Annotated in this window: 19 protein-coding genes; 11 read left to right on the forward strand and 8 right to left on the reverse strand. The window is 69.9% G+C overall.

Going from position 1 to position 21,503, the window contains the following annotated elements:
- Positions 1 to 11 precede the first annotated feature (11 nt).
- Both ACFWY9_RS07640 and ACFWY9_RS07645 read left to right on the forward strand, forming a co-directional pair.
- Positions 12 to 2,807, forward strand: a complete 2,796-nt coding sequence (locus ACFWY9_RS07640; protein WP_378338429.1) for a family 78 glycoside hydrolase catalytic domain — start codon at positions 12 to 14, stop codon at positions 2,805 to 2,807.
- A 50-nt stretch (positions 2,808 to 2,857) separates the two neighbouring features.
- Positions 2,858 to 4,516, forward strand: coding sequence for a peptide-N4-asparagine amidase (locus ACFWY9_RS07645; RefSeq protein ID WP_378338430.1), 1,659 nt, complete (start codon positions 2,858 to 2,860; stop codon positions 4,514 to 4,516).
- A gap of 53 nt (positions 4,517 to 4,569) precedes the next feature.
- On the opposite strand, the gene ACFWY9_RS07650 is transcribed toward ACFWY9_RS07645, so the two are convergent.
- Positions 4,570 to 5,466 (reverse strand): hypothetical protein, encoded by an 897-nt coding sequence (locus tag ACFWY9_RS07650; protein WP_378338431.1) that lies wholly within the window; start codon positions 5,464 to 5,466, stop codon positions 4,570 to 4,572.
- A 23-nt stretch (positions 5,467 to 5,489) separates the two neighbouring features.
- Entirely contained in the window at positions 5,490 to 5,972 is a 483-nt protein-coding gene (locus ACFWY9_RS07655; RefSeq protein WP_378338432.1) for a glycine-rich domain-containing protein, read from the reverse strand.
- A gap of 233 nt (positions 5,973 to 6,205) precedes the next feature.
- On the opposite strand from ACFWY9_RS07655, the gene ACFWY9_RS07660 reads away from it, so the two are divergent.
- The 3 genes from ACFWY9_RS07660 (at position 6,206) to ACFWY9_RS07670 (ending at position 10,131) form a co-directional block, all read left to right on the forward strand.
- Complete coding sequence (locus ACFWY9_RS07660) at positions 6,206 to 7,360, forward strand: helix-turn-helix domain-containing protein (protein ID WP_378338500.1); 1,155 nt, start codon at positions 6,206 to 6,208, stop codon at positions 7,358 to 7,360.
- Positions 7,361 to 7,501: 141 nt separating this feature from the next.
- The gene (locus ACFWY9_RS07665; protein WP_378338433.1) at positions 7,502 to 8,776 is read left to right on the forward strand and encodes a cytochrome P450; all 1,275 of its coding nucleotides are present in this window, start codon (positions 7,502 to 7,504) and stop codon (positions 8,774 to 8,776) included.
- A 53-nt stretch (positions 8,777 to 8,829) separates the two neighbouring features.
- Positions 8,830 to 10,131, forward strand: a complete 1,302-nt coding sequence (locus tag ACFWY9_RS07670) for a hypothetical protein (RefSeq protein ID WP_378338434.1) — start codon at positions 8,830 to 8,832, stop codon at positions 10,129 to 10,131.
- Here the strand turns inward: ACFWY9_RS07670 and ACFWY9_RS07675 are convergent.
- A complete protein-coding gene (locus ACFWY9_RS07675; RefSeq protein WP_378338435.1) occupies positions 10,128 to 10,754 on the reverse strand; it encodes an alpha-ketoglutarate-dependent dioxygenase AlkB family protein in 627 nt (208 codons plus the stop codon). The genes ACFWY9_RS07670 and ACFWY9_RS07675 overlap by 4 nt on opposite strands.
- A 665-nt stretch (positions 10,755 to 11,419) precedes the next feature.
- Between ACFWY9_RS07675 and ACFWY9_RS07680 the strand changes: the two genes are divergently transcribed.
- Positions 11,420 to 11,992, forward strand: a complete 573-nt coding sequence (locus ACFWY9_RS07680) for a hypothetical protein (RefSeq protein WP_378338501.1) — start codon at positions 11,420 to 11,422, stop codon at positions 11,990 to 11,992.
- Between the two features lie 33 nt (positions 11,993 to 12,025).
- Here the strand turns inward: ACFWY9_RS07680 and ACFWY9_RS07685 are convergent, their stop codons facing one another.
- Both ACFWY9_RS07685 and ACFWY9_RS07690 read right to left on the reverse strand, forming a co-directional pair.
- On the reverse strand, positions 12,026 to 12,964 hold the full coding sequence (locus tag ACFWY9_RS07685) for an RluA family pseudouridine synthase (protein WP_378338436.1): 939 nt from the start codon (positions 12,962 to 12,964) through the stop codon (positions 12,026 to 12,028).
- A 28-nt stretch (positions 12,965 to 12,992) separates the two neighbouring features.
- Positions 12,993 to 13,382, reverse strand: coding sequence for a DUF5313 domain-containing protein (locus ACFWY9_RS07690; protein WP_378330686.1), 390 nt, complete (start codon positions 13,380 to 13,382; stop codon positions 12,993 to 12,995).
- Between the two features lie 98 nt (positions 13,383 to 13,480).
- Between ACFWY9_RS07690 and ACFWY9_RS07695 the strand changes: the two genes are divergently transcribed.
- On the forward strand, positions 13,481 to 13,948 hold the full coding sequence (locus ACFWY9_RS07695) for a MarR family winged helix-turn-helix transcriptional regulator (protein WP_378338437.1): 468 nt from the start codon (positions 13,481 to 13,483) through the stop codon (positions 13,946 to 13,948).
- 1 nt (position 13,949) lies between these two features.
- Here ACFWY9_RS07695 and ACFWY9_RS07700 read toward each other — a convergent pair whose 3' ends face one another.
- On the reverse strand, positions 13,950 to 14,702 hold the full coding sequence (locus tag ACFWY9_RS07700; RefSeq protein WP_378338438.1) for a thioesterase II family protein: 753 nt from the start codon (positions 14,700 to 14,702) through the stop codon (positions 13,950 to 13,952).
- Between the two features lie 136 nt (positions 14,703 to 14,838).
- Here ACFWY9_RS07700 and ACFWY9_RS07705 point away from each other — a divergent pair, with 136 nt between their 5' ends.
- Positions 14,839 to 15,720, forward strand: a complete 882-nt coding sequence (locus ACFWY9_RS07705; protein WP_378338502.1) for a TIGR03854 family LLM class F420-dependent oxidoreductase — start codon at positions 14,839 to 14,841, stop codon at positions 15,718 to 15,720.
- 9 nt (positions 15,721 to 15,729) lie between these two features.
- Here the strand turns inward: ACFWY9_RS07705 and ACFWY9_RS07710 are convergent, their stop codons facing one another.
- Positions 15,730 to 17,259, reverse strand: a complete 1,530-nt coding sequence (locus ACFWY9_RS07710) for an MDR family MFS transporter (RefSeq protein ID WP_378338439.1) — start codon at positions 17,257 to 17,259, stop codon at positions 15,730 to 15,732.
- A 126-nt stretch (positions 17,260 to 17,385) separates the two neighbouring features.
- On the opposite strand from ACFWY9_RS07710, the gene ACFWY9_RS07715 reads away from it, so the two are divergent.
- From ACFWY9_RS07715 to ligD, 3 genes are all read left to right on the forward strand, one after another.
- A complete protein-coding gene (locus ACFWY9_RS07715; protein WP_378338440.1) occupies positions 17,386 to 18,552 on the forward strand; it encodes a DUF1015 family protein in 1,167 nt (388 codons plus the stop codon).
- 485 nt (positions 18,553 to 19,037) lie between these two features.
- Complete coding sequence (locus tag ACFWY9_RS07720; protein WP_378338441.1) at positions 19,038 to 20,126, forward strand: ATP-dependent DNA ligase; 1,089 nt, start codon at positions 19,038 to 19,040, stop codon at positions 20,124 to 20,126.
- A complete protein-coding gene (ligD, locus tag ACFWY9_RS07725; protein WP_378338442.1) occupies positions 20,119 to 21,126 on the forward strand; it encodes a non-homologous end-joining DNA ligase in 1,008 nt (335 codons plus the stop codon). Before ACFWY9_RS07720 ends, ligD begins: the two co-directional genes overlap by 8 nt.
- 4 nt (positions 21,127 to 21,130) lie before the next feature.
- Here the strand turns inward: ligD and ACFWY9_RS07730 are convergent, their stop codons facing one another.
- Positions 21,131 to 21,409: a hypothetical protein gene (locus ACFWY9_RS07730; protein ID WP_378331533.1), complete on the reverse strand. Its 279-nt coding sequence runs from the start codon at positions 21,407 to 21,409 to the stop codon at positions 21,131 to 21,133.
- Between the last annotated feature and the right edge of the window lie 94 nt (positions 21,410 to 21,503).

Raw genomic sequence — 21,503 nt, forward strand, 5'->3', positions numbered from 1 at the left:
AGGAGAATCCCTTGCTCGTCACCCGAGTCCGCTTCGAACACCACGAGGACGCGCTGGGCGTCGGCACCGCGGCACCGCGGCTGTCCTGGCAGGTGCGTACCGACGACCCCGGATGGGCCCAGACCGCCTACGAGGTCGAACTGTGCCGATGCGTTCTCGGCGGTAAAGAGTGCCTCGAACCGAACGGTCACACCGTGGTACGGGTGGACTCGGCCGAACAGGTCCTCGTAGCCTGGCCGTTCGCCCCGCTGGCGTCCCGGACCCGCGCCGCCGTCCGGATCCGGGTCGCCGCGGGCGAGCGGTGGAGCGAGTGGAGCGCACCGTCCACAGTGGAAACCGGACTGCTCGCCGGGGATGACTGGTCGGCGCGGTTCGTCGCCCCCGCCAGGATCGGCGGAATCGGGGAACGCGCGCCGATACTGGGCCGGACCTTCACCCCGCGCGGGGCGGTCGCGTCCGCGCGGCTCTACGTCACCGCGCACGGGGTCTATTCGGTCACCCTGAACGGCGTCCGTGTCGGGGACGAGGTGCTGGCGCCGGGGTGGACGAGCTATCCGCACCGGCTCCGGTATCAGACTCACGACGTCACTGCGGCGCTGAAACCCGGCGAGAACACGCTGGAAGCGTTGCTGGGCAACGGATGGTACCGGGGGCGCCTCGGCTGGACCGGGAACCGCGGCGTCTACGGTGACCGGGTCGCGCTGCTCGCCCAGCTGGAGATCGCCTACGCCGACGGGACGAGCGAGGTGATCGGCACCGACGAGCGGTGGATCGCGCGGGAGAGCGGCGTCCTCGACAACGATCTCTACGACGGGCAGCACACCGATCTCCGGACGCATCGGTCCGTTGTGGACGGAGTGGAGGTCGTCGAGGCTGATCTGTCCACTTTGGTCTCTCCGGACGGGCCGCCGGTGCGGGTCACCGAGGTGGTGCCCGCGGTGTCGGTCTCGACGTCACCGTCGGGCCGGACGCTCGTCGACTTCGGCCAGAACCTCGTCGGCTGGGTCCGGCTGAAAGTGGGGAAAACCGTTGCGGGACAGGAGATCGTCGTGCGGCACGCCGAGGTGCTCGAACACGGCGAACTCGGTGTGCGGCCGCTGCGCGGTGCGAAGGCCACCGACACCTACGTGCTCGCGGACGCCGATGACGTGGTGCTCGAACCCAGCCTGACGTTCCACGGGTTTCGCTACGCCGAGGTCACGGGCGTCCCGGAGCTGGCGCCCGCCGATGTCGAGGCCGTCGTGATCGGCAGCGATCTGCGGCGCACCGGCTGGTTCGGCTGCTCGGACCCGACGCTGGAACGCTTCCACGAGAACGTCGTCTGGAGCATGCGCGGCAACTTCCTCGACCTGCCCACCGACTGCCCGCAGCGGGACGAACGGCTGGGCTGGACCGGCGACATCCAGGTGTTCGCGCCGACCGCGAGCTTCCTCTACGACACCGCCGGGTTCCTCGGTTCGTGGCTCGCCGACCTCGCGGCCGAGCAGCACGAGGACGGTTCGGTGCCGTTCGTGATCCCGGACGTGCTGTCGGACGTGCTGTCCATCGAAACCCCGGCCGCCACCGCCTGGGGCGACGCGGCGACGATCGTGCCGTGGGTGCTGTACCGGCATTACGGGGACGTCGAGATCCTGGCCCGGCAGTTCGCGAGCATGCGGGCGTGGGTGGACCGGATCACCGCGGTGAGCACCGACGGCCTCTGGGTGGGCGGGTTCCAGTTCGGCGACTGGCTCGACCCGTCGGCGCCACCGGACGATCCCTTCGCGGCGAAGGCGGACCCCGACGTCGTCGCCACGGCGTACCTGGCGAGGTCGGCGCAGATCGTCGCGGACACCGCCGAACTCCTCGGTAAGACCGAAGAGGCGAAGGACTACGGCGCGCTGGCCGAGCGGACCCGTGCCGCGTTCGCGAACGAGTACGTCACGGCGGCGGGCCGGGTGCTGAGCGACGCGCAGACGGTGTACGCGCTGGCACTGGAGTTCGCGCTCCTGCCGACGGCCGGGCAACGGCGGAAGGCGGGGGAGCGGCTCGCGGATCTGGTGCGGGGCAACGGTTTCCGGATCGGCACCGGGTTCGTCGGCACTCCGCTCATCGCCGACGCGCTCACCTCGGCAGGCATCCCGGACCTGGCCTACCGCCTGCTGCTCGAACGGGGCTGCCCGTCGTGGTTGTACCCGGTCACGATGGGCGCCACCACGATCTGGGAACGCTGGGACAGCATGCTGCCCGACGGCACGATCAACCCCGGCCAGATGACCTCGTTCAACCACTACGCGCTGGGCGCGGTGGCCGACTGGATGCACCGCACGGTGGCCGGGCTCGCGCCCGGCGCTCCCGGGTACCGCGAGATCGTCGTGCGGCCGGTGCCGGACGCGGCGCTGGCGCACGCCTGGGCACGGCACGAAACACCCTACGGCGAAGCGTATGCGGGCTGGCACCGCGCGGACGGGAAGTTCGTCCTCGACGTCGAGATTCCGCCGGGAACGACGGCGACGGTGCATTCGCCCGCCGGTGAACGGATCGCGGTGGGACCCGGGAGGCACACGTGGACCTGGGCGGACCCGTGCGTGCCGGGCGAGCGTGCGGTCAAGACGGTTCGCGACGTGATCGACGCGTCCGAGCTGTGGGCCGAGGTCGTCGACGTCTTGGTCGAGCACGGGCTGGGCACCGACGCCGCCGACATCGCCCGCCGTTCCGCGCCCTACCTGGACGCCGAGCCCGCCGAACTGCCGGTCTTCCTGGCGCGCAAGGACATCGGCGGCAAGGGAAGTCAGGCGAAGGCGATCCTGGCGGAGCTGCTGGGCTGAACGGGTAACGATCACCGTTCGTCGGACCGTGTTCTGGCTAGGCTTCGCGCGTGAAGAGATTCGCGGTCCTGCTCGCTGCCCTCCTGCTGCTGTTCGCCCCGACGGTCGCGTCGGCGGATCCCGTGCTGGAAGGGGACACGGACAATCCGGTCACCCCGGCGCCCGCGGTCACCCGGCCGGACACCGCGCACTGCACCGTGACACTGGCCGACAAGTTCCGGTCCAACGCGCCGGACGGCTCGCAGCGCTTCTACGAAGGCACGCTCGCGCCACCGAAGGAGTGCGCGGGCCCGTGGTCGAAGGTCGTGCTCGACCAGACGGTCACGGTCAGCGGGCGGCAGTACGACCGGATCGGCGATCTCTCTATCGGCGGTACCGAGGTCTGGTGGGGTACCACAGAGGAGCCGAGCGGGGAGGGCAGGCGGCCCATCACCTACCACTTCGACAAGGATCTGACAGCCTACAGTTCGCTGCTGCGCACGCCGCAGCCGTTCCGCGGCGGGATCGGGAACTACACCTCGGCGGTCTACACCGGGGTGTACGAGCAGACCGTGACGATCACCTACTACCGGGCCGACGGCGCGCACCCGGCGCCCGCGGTGCCCGACCGCGTCGCGGGCTTCGGCCACGCCGACGCGAATGTCGGCGCGGGTACGGTCCACTTCACCGCGAAGGACCTGCCGCGCAACATCACCCGCGCCTACCTCGAGGTGACGCTGGAGGGCGGTGCCTGCGACGAGCAGTGGTTCAGTGCCGTCCCGGACGAGGTCGTCGCGAAGTACCCGAAGGCGGGACTGTGCGGGCACGGTCCGTTCCGTGAAGCCAACGCGTCGCTCGACGGCGCGCCGATCGGCGGCGTGCACACCTTCCCGCACATCTACTCCGGCGGCGTCGTGCCGACGCTGTGGCGGCCGATCGTGGCGATCGACACGTTCAGCCTGCACGCCGAGACGTTCGACATCACGCCGTTCGCCGGGCGGCTCGTCGACGGTGGCAGCCACGACCTGTCGTTCACCGTGCCGGACATCGGTGGTAGCTGGAGCATCGTGCCGACGCTGTTCCTGTACACCGATCAGCACGCCGAACGGACGTCCGGGGCGCTGACGCAGGACGACGTCGCCCCGGTGGCGGACAAGACGACCCTGGTGAAGGACACCGCTGACGGCGTCAATGCCACTGTGACCGCGAAGCGCCACGACGTCACGGCCGGGTACCTGGACACCTCCGCCGGGCGCGTCTTCACCCGCGTCGAACGGACTCGCGACTACCGCAACAGCGACGACATCACCCGGAACGCGAACGCCCAGCACCTGGTCCAGGCCGACCACGGGCAGCAGACCTCGGTGTCCCGGGTGGACGGGCGGGTGATCGCGGCCGACCGGCATTCCTGGTCCTATCCGCTGACCGTGGACGCTTCGCCGCTCACCCTGACCGACGACCAGAACTTCGAACTCGGCGGCACGGTGGACATGACGAAACAGCTGACCGACGAGACGGGTGACGGGAGTCACTGGCGCCCGAAGTCGTCGTCGCGGGAATGGCTGTGGTCCACCGGGACGCTGACCAGGACGAACGGCGTCACGACCGGGTCGGACGGCAGCTCGCGGACCCTCTACACCGGACCGGACGACCGGGGACGGCCCTACTTCCACTACGTCGCGAGCAAACACGGGCTGATCACCGCGGACCACGAGATCGGCGGCCGCTGAAGCCTCGGGTGCGTGTTCCCGTGGACCTGGTCGGGTGTCTCCGTGGGGCTGTTTCAGAGCCTGGCTCCAAGTCGATAGGCCACGTATTCACGTGCCATCCGTGCCCGCTGGGGTGCACCCGGCTCTCCGTCGGTGGACGCCCAATAGCTCCACAGTCCCGCGACGTATGCGGCGAACGACGTTAGCTGCTCGTTTGTCGCTTCGGACAGCCGCAGGTGGGTTCGCGCCCACGCTTCGGCTTCCGCTGACCGGTGGCCGGCGCCGACAAGCCGAATCGTCAAGAACGCGGAATCCACCCAGGACGCGCCGGCGGCCGGAAATCCCCAATCGATGACATGGACGGTTTCGGTACTGTCGATGATGAATTGGTCCTTGTGCAGATCGGTATGAGTGAGGCGGTCGCCGTGAACCGCGTCCGGCGCCTTCGCCTCCCACTCGATCAGTTCGCTCACGGGGAGGTTCCAGGATGCGGTCGTGCCGGGGTCGGCGTTGACGAGGTCATGCCACGAACTCCCGCCGGACCATCGATCGCTGAGGGTTCCGAATCCGTTCGCGGGCAGTTCGGCGATGCTGTTCACCGTGGCGGCGACGAGGGGAAGATCGGACGAGCCGGGCGCGAGGCTCGCGGCCCGGCCGACAATGTGCTCGAAACCGACTACGAGCCAATCTTCGCTGTCGGCCTCGATGTCCTCGTGGAACAAGACCGCCGGTGTCAATTCGAGAGCCAAGTCTCCGGCCGCGGCCTCGTTTCGTAAGAAACGCATTCGACGACTGACGCCGCGAACACCCTTGAGGAAAACCCGCTTACCGTTCTGGACATGCAGTGAAGTGGCTACGTCGCAGGTCTGGCCTTCCGTGATTGCCGTTGCCTCGATCACGGGGCCGATGTGGGCTTCTACGGCGCCACGCACAGCATCGGGAAGGTCGGCCCACGCGTAAGTGGTTGGCACATCAGTCCTCTCGGTGAAATTCGCTATCGCTTCTCTGGGTCGTTCGTATCGGTGTTCTCGTTCCCGTCCTTCCCGGAGGCACGGCACTTCTCGCCGTCGTTGCACTTCGCTGCGAGGACTCCCCACAACTCCTGATCCACGGCGTACCCCGCTTTGAGAATTTCCGTAACGGTACGATTGGTTGCTGTGGTCGCAAGCGCCGGTGACCTGTCTTCGGCATCCTGTGGTTCGTGGTCGATGAATCGACCGGCCACCTTGGTGCAGAATTCCCGATACTCTCGCGTGTACATGAGGAACGTGTGCCATCCGATGTCAACCTGTACGGAAGGCGATAGTGGTACGGTGCAGACGGCGCACGTTCCGAGGAACGCGAGAGCCTGGTCGGTTATCCTGGAGGCCAGTTCGCGATCCATGCTCTGTTCGATCTGAACACGACTGGTCAGCCGGTCGAACAGCTTTTCCGAGATCAGGCTCTGCCCGGTCTTCTCTTTCGCTACGATAGTCACAGGTGCTCCCTATTCGCATTGTCCAGTATTCCACGAGTGTCAAATCGGGATCAGCGAATACTCCTCACGTTTGTCGCCTCATCTCCTTTCGTGCGGGCGCGAGTGCCGTGTGCGCCACAGGCGGCTCTTCGTGGGCTGTGTGGAGTGCTGAGCCGGTGAACTTCTCTCCGAGTAGCCTGCCAACGACAGGCTGTGAACGGAACGGTCCAGGTGTCTACGAGGTTCTACAGATGATGGGTGCGGTGCTCCGTGAGGCTCGTCTGCGAGCTGGTGTGAGTCTTACCCTGATGGCGGAACGAACACACTTCAGCCGTTCCACTTTGGGCCATATGGAGACAGGCGTCCGGAGGGTGCAACCCGAAGTGGTTCGGGCCTACGAGCGGGCACTGGGCGTCACCGGTTTGGACGAGGACGTGAATCGCAGAGAGTTACTGATGGCCGCGGCTGGTCTCGCCGCGACAGAGCCCCTTCTCCGCTTGGTCGACGGGTTGTCCGCTCCCGCTGCTCCGGCCACGCCACGCGTCGGCATGGCCGAAGTCGACGCGGTCCGGGAAGCTGGACGCTTCGCCACGTCCATGGATTTCCGGCTCGGCGGTGAAGTGGCCGCCCGCGTGGGTGTCGAGTCCCTCCGCTGGGCTGTGAGCCTCATGGACGGCTCGATGAGCGTGGGCACCCGAACCGCGCTCTCCGGCGCCGTGGCGTCCCTCGCGGACCGTGTCGCGTACTCGTTGCACGACTCGGAACGCCGGACACAGGCATACAGAGCCGCGGCACTCGCCGTACGAGCTGCACGTGAAGGCGGCGATCCGTCGCTGCGCGCTCATGTACTGATCGATATTGCGTCTTTCACGGCGAAAACTTCGCCCGGTGACGGCGTGAGCATCCTGCGGGCCGCGCTGTCCGATAAGGACATTTATCCGCTGGAACGTGCGAACATGCACTACGCCAGTGCTCGGATGCTGGCCAATGACGGTCGTCCCGGCGAAGCCATGGGGTGTTTCGAAACAGGGGAGAAACTGGCAAGCCGCGCCCCTCATGCCGAACCGCCCCCGTCGGTGGGCTTTCTCCGCACTTCGGGTCACCTGGACTCGGTCGCCGGGGGTGTGCTCATGCGTATCGCCCAGACGATGAACAGGCGGCGGGCCGTGCCAGTGTTCGAGGAGGCCGCCGCGAGGTTGACGAGCGCGTTCGACACGTTCGGCCAGGACAGAAACCGCGCCAAGGCGCATCTGCTTGTCAAGCTCGCGCGAGTGAGGATCGGTCAGGGCGAGTTCGGCGAGGCCGCTAGCCTCGTCGATCAGGCGGAGTCACGGGCGACGGAAGTCCGGTCCGGCCGTCTCCGGACGTTCGTAGCCGAGCTGCGGGACGAACTCGCGCAGGTCACCTGATCCAGGCCGACTGGCGAGACGGGTGACGGGAGTCACTGGTGCCGTATGTCGTCGTCACGGGAATGGTTGTGGTGCACCGGGACGCTGACCAGTACGAAGGGCCTCGTAGGCCGTACGGGCTAGTGGGGTAGTGTCGGGTCCATGGGGAGTCTCCGCACGCGTGTCCTCGGCTGGGTGGGGCGTCGTTACCTTGCGCGCCAACAGAAGAAGGGCTTCGACCTGTCGAAGATGGCCTTCCTGCCCGACGCGGCACTAATGCCGTTGAAGCGGGAGGGCCTCGATCCGCTGCCCGAGCTCGGCGCCAAGCGGGCAGAGGCGCCGATCAGCAAGCTCGACCTGCCGTTCGGGATGAACGCCTGGCTGGTGACCGGGTACGAGGAGGCGAAGGCCGTCCTCGGCAAGGCGAACGGTTTCAGCAGCGACTTCACCAACCTCGTCGGGAACGCCGGGGTGACCGAGGACCAGAACCCCGGTGGCCTCGGCTTCGCGGATCCGCCGGTGCACACGCGGCTGCGGAAGCTGCTCACGCCGGAGTTCACCATGCGGCGGCTGTCCCGGCTGACCCCGCGCATCGACGAGATCATCGCCGAGCAGCTCGACGCGATGGACGCCGCCGAGGGCCCGGTCGACCTGTGGACGTCGTTCGCGCTGCCGATCCCGTCGCTGACCATCTGCGAGCTGCTCGGGGTGTCCTATGAGGACAGGGCGGATTTCCAGCGGCTGAGCACGGCCCGGTTCGACCTGTTCGGCGGAGCCGGGGCCTCGCTCGGTGCGATGTCGGAGTCGCTGTCCTACCTGCTCGAGATCGTCAAGAAGCAGCGGGAGCAGCCGGGCGACGGCCTGCTCGGCATGCTAATCAAGGAGCACGGCGACGAGATCGACGACCGCGAGCTGGCCGGGCTCGCCGACGGCGTGCTGACCGGCGGCCTGGAGACGACCGCCAGCATGCTCGCGCTCGGCGCGCTGGTGCTGCTGCGCGACGAGGGCGCGATGGCCGCGGTGCGCGGGGACGACGACGCGGTGCACCGGTTCGTCGAGGAGCTGCTGCGCTACCTCACGGTGGTGCAGATGGCTTTCCCGCGGTTCGCCAAGGAGGACATGGAGATCGGCGGTGTCTCCGTCAGCGAGGGCGACATCGTGATCGTGTCGCTGTCCGGTGCCAACCGCGACGCCGCGCTCGGTGACGGCATGGAAAGCTTCGACGCGGCCCGTGACCCGTCCTCGCACCTCGCGTTCGGCTACGGCATCCACCGGTGTGTCGGCGCCGAACTGGGCCGGATGGAGCTGCGGGCCGCGTATCCCGCGCTGATCCGCCGGTTCCCGAACCTGCGCCTCGCGGTCGAACCGGACCAGCTCGCGTTCCGGAAGGTGTCGATCGTCTACGGCCTCGACGCGCTCCCGGTGCTGGTGCGTTAGGACCGGCCGCCGCCGTGACGTGGCGGTGACACCGTCTCGTTACACAGGGCGGCATGGACTTCGCCGGACGGGTTCCCGAGGACAAGGCGCGCCTGCCACCTGTCGTTCGTGAGTGGCTGAAACGCTCCGCCGAGCAGGCGGATCCCCACGACCGGCAGCCCTACGGGCCGTTGCTGGGCACGGACTTCGCCCGGACCCCGGTGCGTTCGCCGCAACCGGGGGGACAGGCACCGGTCGATCTGTTCGCCGCCGCCGACCGGTTCACCGACGACCAGGTCCTGACGTTCCTGAGCGTGGCCAAGGACAGCACCCAGCTGAGGGAACTGCTCGGGGTCCCGCTCGTGGTCAGCGACGAGCGGCTGTTCGAGTACCTCGGCGCCCGTGGCCTGCTGCCCGAACCGCCGGGCCCCTCGGTGTCCGCGACGCCCAAGGACCAGCAGATCGCCGGCCGGACCATCACCCGCTGGTCGGACGACGACATGGGGTACGTCTCGACCTACGAGCGCGGCACCCCGGCGGAACTGACGCGCCGCCAGCGCGAGGCGAACCGGTCGGCGGCCTGGCGGATGCTCGGCAATCTGCTCAGCATGGGGGACCCGACCGGGAAACCGATCACCGGCTCGGCGAATCCGGCGGTGGCACCACGCCGGGGCGGGGCGTCGGGAGTACCCGCGACCCACGTTCCGGGTGCCGGGCGCCCGGCACCCGAGGCGCCGCCCGCCCCAGCCCCGCGTACGACATCGCATCCGGACGCCGCCCGGCCCGAACATCCGGTGCCGACCCTGCGACCCGCGCAGGCGGACTACACCCCGCCCAGCCACCAGTTGCCTCCGCACATCGAGCCGGAACATCCGGCCGACTACGCGGGCAATATCGGCAGCCACGGCGAGCGGGTGGTGGAAAAGCAGATCGCCGACCTCCGCCCGAACGCGGAACCCATGTCCGCCAAGGCCGCCGGGTTCGACCTGTTCGAAGGAGCCACCACGGTCGCGGTCACCACGGAGACGAAAGGGGGCACGGTCATCGTCGACCGGCGGATCAGGGGCGGCGAGTGGATCCAGGTCAAGGGGATCAGCGAGGCCCGGCCCGAACTGGTCGCCGCCAACGTCAAGAGCGCGCTGGAACGGGCGGCGAACGCGCTCAAGAGCGGCAGGCAGAACGCGTTCGAGCGGACCGGCCCCGGCACGGCCTACCGCACCTCCTACGCCGGGCCGCCGGACAAGGTCACCATCCTGCTCAAGCTGGAGACGGGCGCCGTCGACAAGGCGGTGCTGGACGCGGCGGCGCGGGCGGTCGAGAAATCCCCGCACACCACCGAGCTGCCGCCCGTGTCGGTGATGATCCTGGGCAACTAACGCACGCCGCGCGGGCGGAACTGGACGCTGATGCGCGGCCCGGCCGTCTTCGCGGTCTTCGGGATGGCGTGTTCCCAGGTGCGCTGGCACGAGCCGCCCATCACGATCAGATCGCCGTGCCCCAGCGCGTACCGGAGTGTTTCGCCGCCATCGCGCGGCCGCAGCGCGAGCTGCCGCGGCGCGCCGACCGACACGATCGCGACCATGGTGTCCTCGGTGCGGCCTCGGCCGAGGTCGTCCCCGTGCCAGGCGACGCTGTCGCGGCCGTCGCGGTAGTAGCACAGCCCGGCGGTGCGGAACGGCTCGCCGAGCTCGGCTGCGTAATGCTCGGACAGCGTTTCCCGTGCCTCGGCCAGGATCGGGTGGGGGAGCGGTGCCTGTTCGCCGTAGAAGCACAGCAGGCGCGGCACCGCCACGACGCGGTCGTACATCCGGCGCCGTTCGGCCTGCCACGGCACGTCCCCGGCCAGCCGGTCGAAGAGCTGCTCGGCACCGGTGAGCCAGCCGGGCAGCACGTCGATCCACGCGCCCCGCCCGAGCGTGGTGCGGCGGAGGTCCGTCAGCGGGCCGAGCGTCATCGGCCCGGCCGTGTCGAACAGCGAAGCCTGGAGCGGTTGTGCCATGAGCCCACTGTAGCGCACGGATCGAACAGGTGTTCGCATCTGGGCCTGTCTGGTTGTTCGTGCCCCTGTCGCACCAGCGATCGGCGAAACTCCCGCGATGTTGGGCGGAGCGGCGGACTCGGCGCTGCATGCGGTGGGTCCGGGGCGTGTGTCGTGAACGCTCCGTTCGGGACGTTCATCGTCGGCAACGGAGCGTTCGCGACATCGGGCGAGTTTCCGCTCAGGACCTCCCTGCTGCCGGGGGGGCGAGCAGGGCGTGACCGGCCGGTGTGGGGAAGCTGAGCGGAAGCAGCTGCAGCGCCGCGAGTCCGGCCACGAACACCGGTGCCCACCACCACGTCCGGCAGCTGCGGCGTCCCGCGGCGTCCGTCGGCGCGTGCGGCCACAGTGCCTCACGGACCACCCGCCAGCACGGCGGCTCGGGAGTACTGGCGCGGCGCCACGCCGGCCCGTCTGGACACATCCACGCTCACGGGTGCCTGCGAAAGGCACTGGGGTTAAGCGAAAGAAGCCGTCCGGCCCCTTGCCGGTGTGCCGTGCGTCTCGTACAGTCTGCTCCCGGGTCCCGTCCGTGAATGGTCTGGACCCTTGACCACAAACCCGCCGCCCTGAGTTGTCCAGGAGGTTGGCACGTGCGCAAAAGGCTTCGCGCAGGCGGGGTTCTCATGGCGGTGATCGGTGGTCTGGCGGTGGGCGCCCCCGCGGCGTCGGCCCAGGTCGGCGGGGGCGGCTGGATCGCCGATTCGCCGTCCTACAGCACCCAGCAACGGGGCTGCGGCAAGGCATCCGGGTCGACGTTCTCCCTGACCTGTTCGGACACCAGTGGCGATCAGCGCGCCGAACGCCGGTACGCGACCTACACCGGTGGCACGCATCAGTTCGAGGGCTACTTCAAGATCACCAGCATGGGCGGTTCGCGGATCAGTCTCAAACAGACCTTCCGCGACGCCCCCACCGCGGGCCCGTATTTCATGCTGGCCGTGGAAAAGGGCGGCAGGCTCTACGCCGTGCACGGCGGGGACACGATCGCCAGTGGCGCCACCGTCGGCACGTCCGTGCGGGTCAACACGATCAACCAGGTGGGCAAGAACCATCAGGTGTACATCAACGGCTCGCTGAAACAGACCGTGGACAGCCCGGACGGGAGCTACTACGACAAGTTCGGCACCTATCGCACGGCGAGCGGGGCGGGCCCGATCACCGCGGAATGGAGCAACATCAGGTTCTGGCACAAGTGAGCCGAGTGAGGGAAGCGCGGGCGGCGCCGCCGGTCACGACGGCGGTGCCGCCCATTCCGCCAGCGACGTCCACGCGCGCAGTTTCAGGCCGCTGGTGAAGCGGCGGGGTTTCCCGCTCACCGGGTCGTCGAATTCGAGCGTTTTCGCCAGCAGCTGCAACGGCCGCGTGAAATCGTCGAGCGGAGTTTCGGTGAGGTCCGGATAGAACGTGTCGCCGAGGATCGGGACGCCGAGACCGTTCATGTGCACCCGGAGCTGGTGGGTGCGGCCGGTCGCGGGGGCCAGCCGGTACCGGCCGAGCCCGTCGCGATGCTCCAGCAGCTCGATGTACGTCTCGGCGTTCGGCTCTCCCGGAATCTCTTGTGCGGCAAGGACTCCGCGCTCCTTGACGATCCGGCTGCGCACGGTCGCCGGCAGGCGCAGCGCGGGGTCGTACCGTGCGATCGCCTCGTATTCCTTGCGTACCTTGCGATCCCGGAACAGTGTCTGGTACGCGCCGCGGGTTTCCGGGGTGATCACGAACATCACCAGGCCCGCGGTGACCCGGTCCAGCCGGTGGGCGGGACTCAACTGGGGCAGGTCGAGTTCGCGGCGCAGCCGCACGAGCGCGGTCTCCAGGACGTGCCGTCCGCGCGGGATGGTCGCGAGGAAATGCGGTTTGTCGACCACCAGCAGATGTTCGTCGCGGTGCACGACGGTGACGTCGAAGGGGACCGGCACCTCGTCGGGCAGGTCGCGGTGGAACCAGATGAACGAGCCGGGGGCGAACGGCGTGTCGACACCGAGCGGCCCGTCCTGGCCGAAGATCCGTTCCTCGCGCAGCATCTGTTCGATGCGGTCCGGTTCGAGCCGGGGCAGCCGTTCGACGAGATGCTCCAGCAGCGTCCGCCACGGGCCCTCGTCGGGCAGTTTGAGCCGAGCCGGGTCCAGCCCGTGGCGGGGCGGCAGCGGCGGGCGGAGCTTACGTCTCATCGTGGGACGAGGATAACCGGGCGCGTGATCAGCCCTGCCGGTAGCGGGCGACGTAGCGGGCCTTCGCCTCGGCGTCGGCGGCCTCGGCGAGTTCCGCCCGCCGCCGTCGCCCGGTGCCGTGCGGGAAGCCGTGCTTGGTGAGCCGGTGCTCGGCGCTTTCCTCCATGTAGGCGCAGGAATAGAAGTACGCGACGAGCGCGGCCATCAGCACCAGCGAGAGCCGGAGGGTGAGCGAACCCGGCAGCAGGAGCCACACCAGGCACAACGGGGCGATCCCGACGGTGCTGCGGGCCACGTGGCGCGTCTTCCAGCGCGGGCCGGTGATGTCGTGCAGCACCCAGGGCGCGTACCGCTCGGGCAGGCGGCCGCCCACCGCGTACCAGAACCAGCGGAACACACCCGGTCGTGGCCGATCCATCGGGATCCTCCTCTCGCTACGGTTTGATAATACGCTAATAGTTAGCACACTAATCATTAGTGTCGCCAGAACCACGGTAGGGTGGGGCCGCAGCACTGATGACGAGGACCGAGAGGTACGTGGTGGCGGACATCGACCTGGGTGAGGACCCGCTGAAGCTGGACCGGCAGGTGTGTTTCGCGCTGTCGGTGGCGTCGCGCAGCGTCATCGCCGTCTACCGGCCGCTGCTGGAGCCCTACGGCCTGACCCACCCGCAGTACCTGGTGATGCTCGCGCTGTGGGAGCGCGAGCCGCGTTCGGTCAAGGAGCTGGGCACGACGTTGCGGGCCGAACCGGCGACGCTGTCGCCGCTGTTGAAGCGGCTGGAGGCGATCGGGTACGTCACACGGGGCCGGAGCCGTTCCGACGAGCGGCAGCTGACCGTCGAGCTCACCGCGAAGGGGCGCGCACTCCGCAAGGAGGCGGAGAAGATCCCTTACCGCGTGGTCAAAACGCTCGGTATGGAGGTCGGTGAGCTGGAGGCGCTGCACGCCGTGCTCACCCGCGTCATCGACGCGACCGCCTGAGCTACCGCGCGAGCGACCCGAGGGTCGAGGTGACCACGCCGCACACCGTGGCCTCGTGCGCGGTGAGGTAGAAGTGGTCGCCCGGGTAGACGTGCCGGGTGAACGGCCCGGTCGTGTGCTCGCCCCAGCGGTCGAGGAGACCGACGTCGACGTGCGGGTCGGCGTCGCCGGTCAGCGCGACGACCGGGCAGCTGAGGTCGGGCCCTTCCTGGTAGACGTACGTCATCGCGGCGTGCCAGTCGTTGCGCAACGCGGGCAGCACGAGTTGCAGGATCTCGGGGTGGTCGAGCACCTCGGGGTCGGGGCCGCCGAGCGCCTTCGCCGCCGCGATGAGGTCCTCGTCGTTGTCGAACGACCGCCCGCTCAACGGAAGACGCGGCGCGCGCCTGCCGGACACGAACAGCGCCACCACCCCGAGCCCGCGCTTTTCGAGCAGCCGCGCCGTCTCGAACGCGACGCTCGCGCCCATGCTGTGGCCGAACAGCGCGGGCGGTTCGCCGAGTTCGGCGACGAGGACGTCGGCGATGCGCTCCGCCATGCCCCGCACGTCCGGGATCAGCGGTTCGGCGAACCGGTCCTGCCTGCCGGGATACTGCACCGCGAGGACCTCGGCCGCGGGCGCCAGCGCAGTCGCCATGCCCCGGTAGAACCGCGCCACCCCACCGGCGTGCGGGAAGCACACCAGGCGTGTCCCGGCCTCCGGTGCGGGCAGGTACCGGCGCAGCCACTTCGCGCTGTCGGCGACAGCCGTCATCTTCGTCCCCCTGTCCTGAGCCGTCTCGCCCATTGTGCCGAAGACGGGTGCGGAATTCCGTCCGGCGTGGCGCGTTGCACCCTGCGGGGGCCGCGAGGGGCGCGGCTCCGCGAGAGGAGCCTGCGACGTGGCGGAGCTGAAGATCAGGCTGGGGGTCGCGCCCGCGGCGGGGACCGGACCGGACGGGTTCGCCGGGCTGGCGGAAGTGCTGGAGGAGGCCGGGGTCGATTCGCTCTGGCTGTCCGAGCTGATCTATTCGCCCGAGGTCGATCCACTGATCGGGATGACCCACGCGCTGGCCCGAACCAGCAGGCTCAAGGTCGGCACCGGCGTCGCGATCCTGCCCGGCCGTCATCCCGTCCTGGTCGCGAAGCAGTTGCTCACGCTGGCCGGGCTGGCGCCGAAGCGGGTACTGCCGGTGTTCGGGCTGCGCCCGGCGCGACCGGCCGAGCACGACCTCTTCCCGGTGCCCGCCGGACGCCGCGCGGCGGTGTTCGACGAATCGCTGACGTTGCTCCGCGCGTTGCTGGAGCAGGACGAGGTGACGTTCTCGGGGGAGTTCTTCCAGGTCGACGGCGTCCGGCTGGGGCCGCGTCCCGCCAAACGGCTGGATGTGTGGCTCGGTGGCACCGCGCCCGCGGCGCTGCGGCGCGCGGGCAGGCTCGCCGACGGGTGGCTGGGCAGTTTCCACACCCCGGAGCAGGCACTCGCCGCGCGCCTGGCTATCCAGAAGGCCGCCGCGGAAGCGGGCCGGGAGATCGAGGAGGACCACTTCGGGCTCAGCATGGTCGTGGCGGCCAAAGGCAGGCCGGACGAGCTGACCGAGGTGGCCGCGCGCCGCCGTCCCGGCGTCGATCCGGCGGAGCTGGTGCCGGCGAGTTTCGCCGACGCACGGCGGCTGATCGAGCGGCACATCGAAGCGGGGATCACGAAGTTCGTCATCCGGCCCGGGTACGGCGGCGACTACCGGTACTTCCTCGACGACTTCCTGACCGAGTTGGCGCCGTTGCAGAACTAGCGCGCCGGGTCAGTTCACGCCGTCGAATGTCAGTTGCCGGGTGTGCCGCGGCATCAGCAGCAGCGCGACCACGATCAGCGCGCCGACGGCGACGAGCGCGAGGAACACGTGGTGGGTCGCGTCGGCGAGCGCGCCGCGGACGTATCCGGCGGCGGGGGAGTTCCCGGCGTGGCCGCCCAGCACCAGGCTCGTGGCGTCCACACTGGACGGCAGGTGCCCGGCGACGTCGGCGGGCGGATGGGCGAAGCGGGCGGCGAGGGTGGCGTTGGCGATGGCGCCGAACACCGCCGCGCCGACCGCGCTGCCCAGCGAGCGGCTGAACATGTTCGTCGCGGTCACCACGCCGCGGCGGTCCCAGCCGACGGTGGACTGCACGGCGACGACGGTCGGGCTCGAGCAGAGGCCGAGCCCGATGCCGAGCACGAACGCGGCGGCCGCGGCCTGCCAGATCGACGAATCCGCGTCGAGGAACGTCGTCGAGACCACGCCGGCGATGACGAAGACGCTGCCGATCAGCGCGGTGTCGCGGAAGCCGATGCGCATGTAGATCCGGCCGGACAGCGACGCGGCGATCGGCCAGCCGATGGTGAGCGCGGCGAGCGCGAATCCGGCGACGAGCGCGCCCTTGCCGAGCACGCCCTCGGCGTAGGTCGGCAGGTACGAGCTGAGCCCCATCATGAGCGCGCCGACGACCACGGCGACGAGGTTGCCGCCGACGAGGGTGCGGCGGGTGAACACCCACAGCGGCAGCACGGGTTCGGCGGCGCGGCGTTCGACCAGGACGAACACGACGAGCAGGACCATCCCGGCGCCGAAGATCGCCAGGCTCGGGACCGAGGCCCAGCCCCACGCGACGCCGCCTTCGAGCAGGCCGAGGATGATCAGGGAGCAGGCGGCGGTCAGCAGCGCGGCCCCGGGGTAGTCGATGCGGCGCTCACGGCGTTCCACCTTTTCGGTGAAGTTCCGGTACAGCATCCACGCCGCGGCGGCGCCGAGCGGCAGGTTGATGAAGAAGATCCAGCGCCAGTCGAGGTACTCGGCGAACACCCCGCCCAGCGTCGGCCCGACCACGGAGGCGACCGCCCAGACGCCGGCCACGTAACCCTGAACCCTGGCGCGTTCCTCGACGGTGTAGAGGTCGCCGACGATGGTCATGCTCATCGGCTGGACCGCGCCGGCGCCGATGCCCTGCACCGCGCGGGCGGCGATGAGCACCGGCATGCTCCACGCGGCGCCGCACAGCACGGAGCCGAGCAGGAACGTCGCGATGCCGAAGAACATCACCGGGCGGCGGCCCAGCACATCGGCGAACTTGCCGTAGAGCGGGACGGTGACGGCCTGGGTGAGCAGGTAGATCGAGAACAGCCAGGGGAACTGGGAGAACCCGCCGAGGTCGCTGACCACGGACGGGACCGCGGTGGCGATGATGGTGCTGTCCAGCGCGACGAGGCCGGTGCTCAGCATGACGGAGGCGAGGACGGGGCCACGCTCCGAACGGAGACCGACCGCTTTCCGTGTGGCTGGTGCCTCGGTGGTCATCGGCGATGTGCTCCTCGGGGCCATGGCTGGACTAACTACTTTGGCTAAGCAAGCATTCCACGAGACACCCGGTTGGCGGCACTGATTTATCGGCTTCATCGGCGGCCTTCCGGTCAAGATGGAGGGATGCGTACTTGGGTGCGGGCGATCGGGCGGGGCTGGGTCGTGCGGGACGGGGTGCCCGGTCCGGACGTCGACGAGTTCGCCGAACCGGACCGGGTGGTCGCCGCGCTCGCCGGGCCGGACGCGGCGGGGGACACGCTGCTGGCGGTCCAGCACCCGGCGCGGACCCCGGCCGCGCTGGCGCACGGCCACACCGTGGCGGAGGCCCTTCCCGCGGCGCGGGCGGCGCTGAAACGGCTGATCGCCGAGCACTACGTGCCGATGTCCGATTTCGTGGCGCTGTACCGGATCGAGGGGCCGGACGGGGCCGCGGCGGGGGTGCTGTGCCTGGTGGATCCGGCGGAGGTGGGCGCGGACGGGCTGGCGAGGGTCCGGCACACCGAGGAGGTCTACCCCGAGGTCGTGGCGGAACGCGCCGCGATGCTTGCCGGGCTCGGCTGCGCGACCAGCGCGGCGATGCTGGTCCCGGCGTCGGACGGCGCCGAGCTGACGGCGCGGGTGGAGTGGGCGTGCGAGTCGCTCGGCTCGCCTCGTCTGTCCACTTCGGACCAGGCGGGTCGGCGGCACGAGCTGTGGGTGGTGCCCGGCGGCGCGGTGCAGGAGTACCTGCTGGCCTCGATCGCGGCCGGGGAACTGCTGGTGGCGGACGGTAACCACCGCGTCGCCGCGGCCAGGGACGCCGGCCGGGGCGCGTTGCTCGCGCTGGTGACCGCCGGGCCGCGGCTGGAGATCGGCGCGATCCACCGGGTGCTCGCCGGCACCGGTCTCGACGTGGCGGCGCTGTCCGCGCGGTGGCGTGCGGCCGGTCTCGACGTCCGCCCGTCGGACGGGGCCGCGCCTTCGTGCCCCGGCGCGGTGGTGGCGGTCGCGGGGGAGACGGCGGTGCGGGTGACGCTGCCGGTGCCGGACGGGCCGGGGCCGGTGATCGACCACGACGTCGTCGAGCGGGTGCTGCTCCGCGAGGCACTGGGTGTGGACCCGGACGGCCCGTCGGTCCGGCCGCTGCCCGCGGGACGTCCGGCCCCGCCGGACGCCGACGTCGTGCTGTTGCTGGCCCCGGTGCCCTTCGCCGACGTCCTCGCCGTGCACGCCGCCAACCGCCGGATGCCCCGCAAGGCCACCTACTTCACCCCGAAACCCCGCAGCGGCCTAGTCCTCGCCGACCTCTGAGCCCTCCCCGCCCCGGATGCCGTCAAGGCCACCTCACGGGCGTCAGACGCCCGTAAGGAGTCCTTAACGGCACGTCCCCTGGAGTACGTGACCGGGATGGCTGCGTGCCCGGTGGGTCCTCGGGTGTGTCCGGGGCCGGGGTGTCGCGGGGCGGCTCGGGTGCCGCGGAGCGGGCTGGCCGGTTTCCGTCGGTCCCCGTCCGTACTGTGTTGGGTAGGGGGCCTCAGGGTGTCCTGAATCTTCCGTTCATTCCTTCAGCGTGTCCCGAACGGAGCGTTCGCGACGTGGGGCCGCGAGCCGGAGGTGCCGCGGGACGCCCTTGTCACACCACGGCCGCCCCGAGTGTGCAACCTACGCCGTGAAGGCCTCCTTACCGGCGCTGAGTGCCGGTAAGGAGGCCTTCACGGCCGGAGCGGCGCCGGAGGTGAGCACGGCCCGGAGCGGAAGTCCCAGCGCAGGGGCGTGCGGCGGCTTACGATCGGGGCGTGGATCTGCCCGTCATGCCGCCGGTGCGGCCGATGCTGGCCAAGGCCGTGCACGAGGTGCCGCGTGCGGCCGGGCTCAGCTACGAGCCCAAATGGGACGGTTTCCGCTGCGTCGTGTTCCGCGACGGCGACGAGATCGAGCTGGGGTCCCGCAACGACCGGCCGCTCACGCGGTACTTCCCGGAGCTGGTGGAGCTGCTGGCCGCGGCGCTCCCGCCTCGCTGCGTCGTCGACGGCGAGGTCGTCGTGGTGACGCCGGGCGGGCTGGACTTCGAGGCGTTGCAGCTGCGGTTGCATCCGGCCGCGTCGCGGGTGCGGAAGCTGGCGGCGGAGACACCGGCGAGTTTCATCGCGTTCGACCTGCTGGCGCTCGGGGACCGGGACCTGACCGCGGAGCCGTTCCGCGAACGCCGCCGCGCGCTGGAAGGCGTCCTCGCCCACGATCCGGACGGCGAACTCCAGCGGGTCCACCTGACCCCGCTCACCGACGACGCCGATCTCGCGCAGGACTGGTTCACCCGTTTCGAGGGCGCGGGGTTCGACGGCGTGATGGCCAAGCCGGCCGATCTGCCGTACGAGCAGGACAAACGGGTCATGTGGAAGGTCAAGCACGAACGCACCGCGGACTGCGTGGTGGCCGGATTCCGCTGGCACAAGGACGGCGAGAGCGTCGGCTCGCTGCTGCTGGGCCTGTTCGACGACGCGGGCACACTGCACCACGTCGGCGTCGCCAGCAGTTTCACCGCGGCGCGGCGCCGCGAGCTGGTCGACGAGCTGAAACCGTTGCGGGAGAACGCCCTCGAAGGGCATCCCTGGCGGACGTGGGCCGAATACGAGCCGGATCCGGGCCGCAAACCCGGCGCGATGAGCCGCTGGGCCCCGCAGAAGGACCTGTCCTGGGAACCGCTGCGGCCCGAATGGGTGGCCGAGGTGCGCTACGAACACCTGCAGGGCGGCCGGTTCCGGCACGGCGGGCGGCTGGTCCGGTTCCGGCCGGACCGTGAACCCGCGTCGTGTACCTACGCCCAGCTGGACGAGGCGCCACCCGCCGAGCTGGCGAAACTGTTCGGGGAGGCCCGCGATGAGTGACGCGTTGATGCTCGACGTCGACGGCGTCGAGGTGAAGATCACCAGTCCGGACAAGGTGTATTTTCCGCAGCGCGGCGAGACGAAGCTGGATCTCGTCCGCTACTACCAGGCCGTCGCGGGCCCGCTGCTGGATCGGCTCCGCGATCGCCCGCTGCTGCTGGAGCGCTATCCGGACGGCGCGGGCGGCAAGAACTGGTTCCAGAAGCGCGTGCCCAAGGGCGCGCCGTCCTGGCTGAGCACCACGGTCGTCTCGACGCCGAACGGCACGACGAGCGACGCGCTGGTCGCGAAGGATCTGGCGCACATCCTCTGGGCGGTCAACCTGGGCTGCCTCGGTTTCCACGTATGGCCGTTCCACGCGAGCACGCCGGAGGTGACCGACGAACTGCGTGTCGACCTCGACCCGTCGCCGGGCATCGGTTTCGAGCAGCTGCGCGAGGCGGCCGGGCTGACCAGGGAGTTCCTCGACGAGCTGGGGATCGAGGCGCGGATCAAGACGTCGGGTTCGCGTGGTCTGCACCTCTACGTCATGCTCGAATCCCGGTGGGACAGCTATGAAGTGCGCGCCGCCGCCGTCGCGCTCGCCCGCGCGCTGGAGCGCCGCCATCCGGAGCGGATCACCGCCCAGTGGTGGAAGGAGGAGCGCGGCGCGCGGGTGTTCGTCGACTTCAACCAGAACGCGCCGCACAAGACGGTCTTCGGCGCGTGGTGCGTGCGGCCGAGGGCCGGCGGGCAGGTGTCGACGCCGATCGGCTGGGACGAGCTGGACACCGTCGAGCCGAACGAGCTGACGCTGAGCACGGTGCCCGCGCGGGTGGCCGGGCGCGGCGATCCCTGGGCCGGTGCCGGTGACCGTCCACAGTCGATCGAACCGCTGCTCGAGATGTCACGCAAGGACATGGCCGACGGGCTGATGGACGCGCCGTGGCCGCCGGTGTATCCCAAGCAGCCCAACGAACCGCCGCGCGTGGCGCCGAGCCGTGCGAAGAAGGACTCGTGAGCCCTTAGCCGAGTGGCAGATCGAACGAGAGCTGCCCGGCCTGCCCGCGCGTGCACGCCGGGGGAGCGGGCAGGGTCGATACGCAGGCGGGGCACGGGGCCACGTCGGACTCGGTGAGGTCCACCGGCGTCCAGCTGCGGGATTCGCGGTCGCCGCAGGCCGAGCGCCGGTAGCGCAGGTCCTCGGACCTGGTCATCAGGTGCGCGACCGGGTGCTCGTCGGGCAGCGCGCCGACGAGGTACCAGCGCGGCGTGCCGGTGAGCGGGGTTCGGGTACTCGCCATGGAACTCCTCCGGGGAGGCTGGTTCGACTCGTACGTCGTTCGCCGCGTCCCAGTGTCCGTCGTGGACTCCGGATTTCCGCGCGTTTGCCCCGCT

The sequence above is a fragment of the Amycolatopsis sp. NPDC059027 genome (assembly GCF_042739735.1).
In the GTDB taxonomy this organism is placed as follows: Bacteria; Actinomycetota; Actinomycetes; order Mycobacteriales; family Pseudonocardiaceae; genus Amycolatopsis.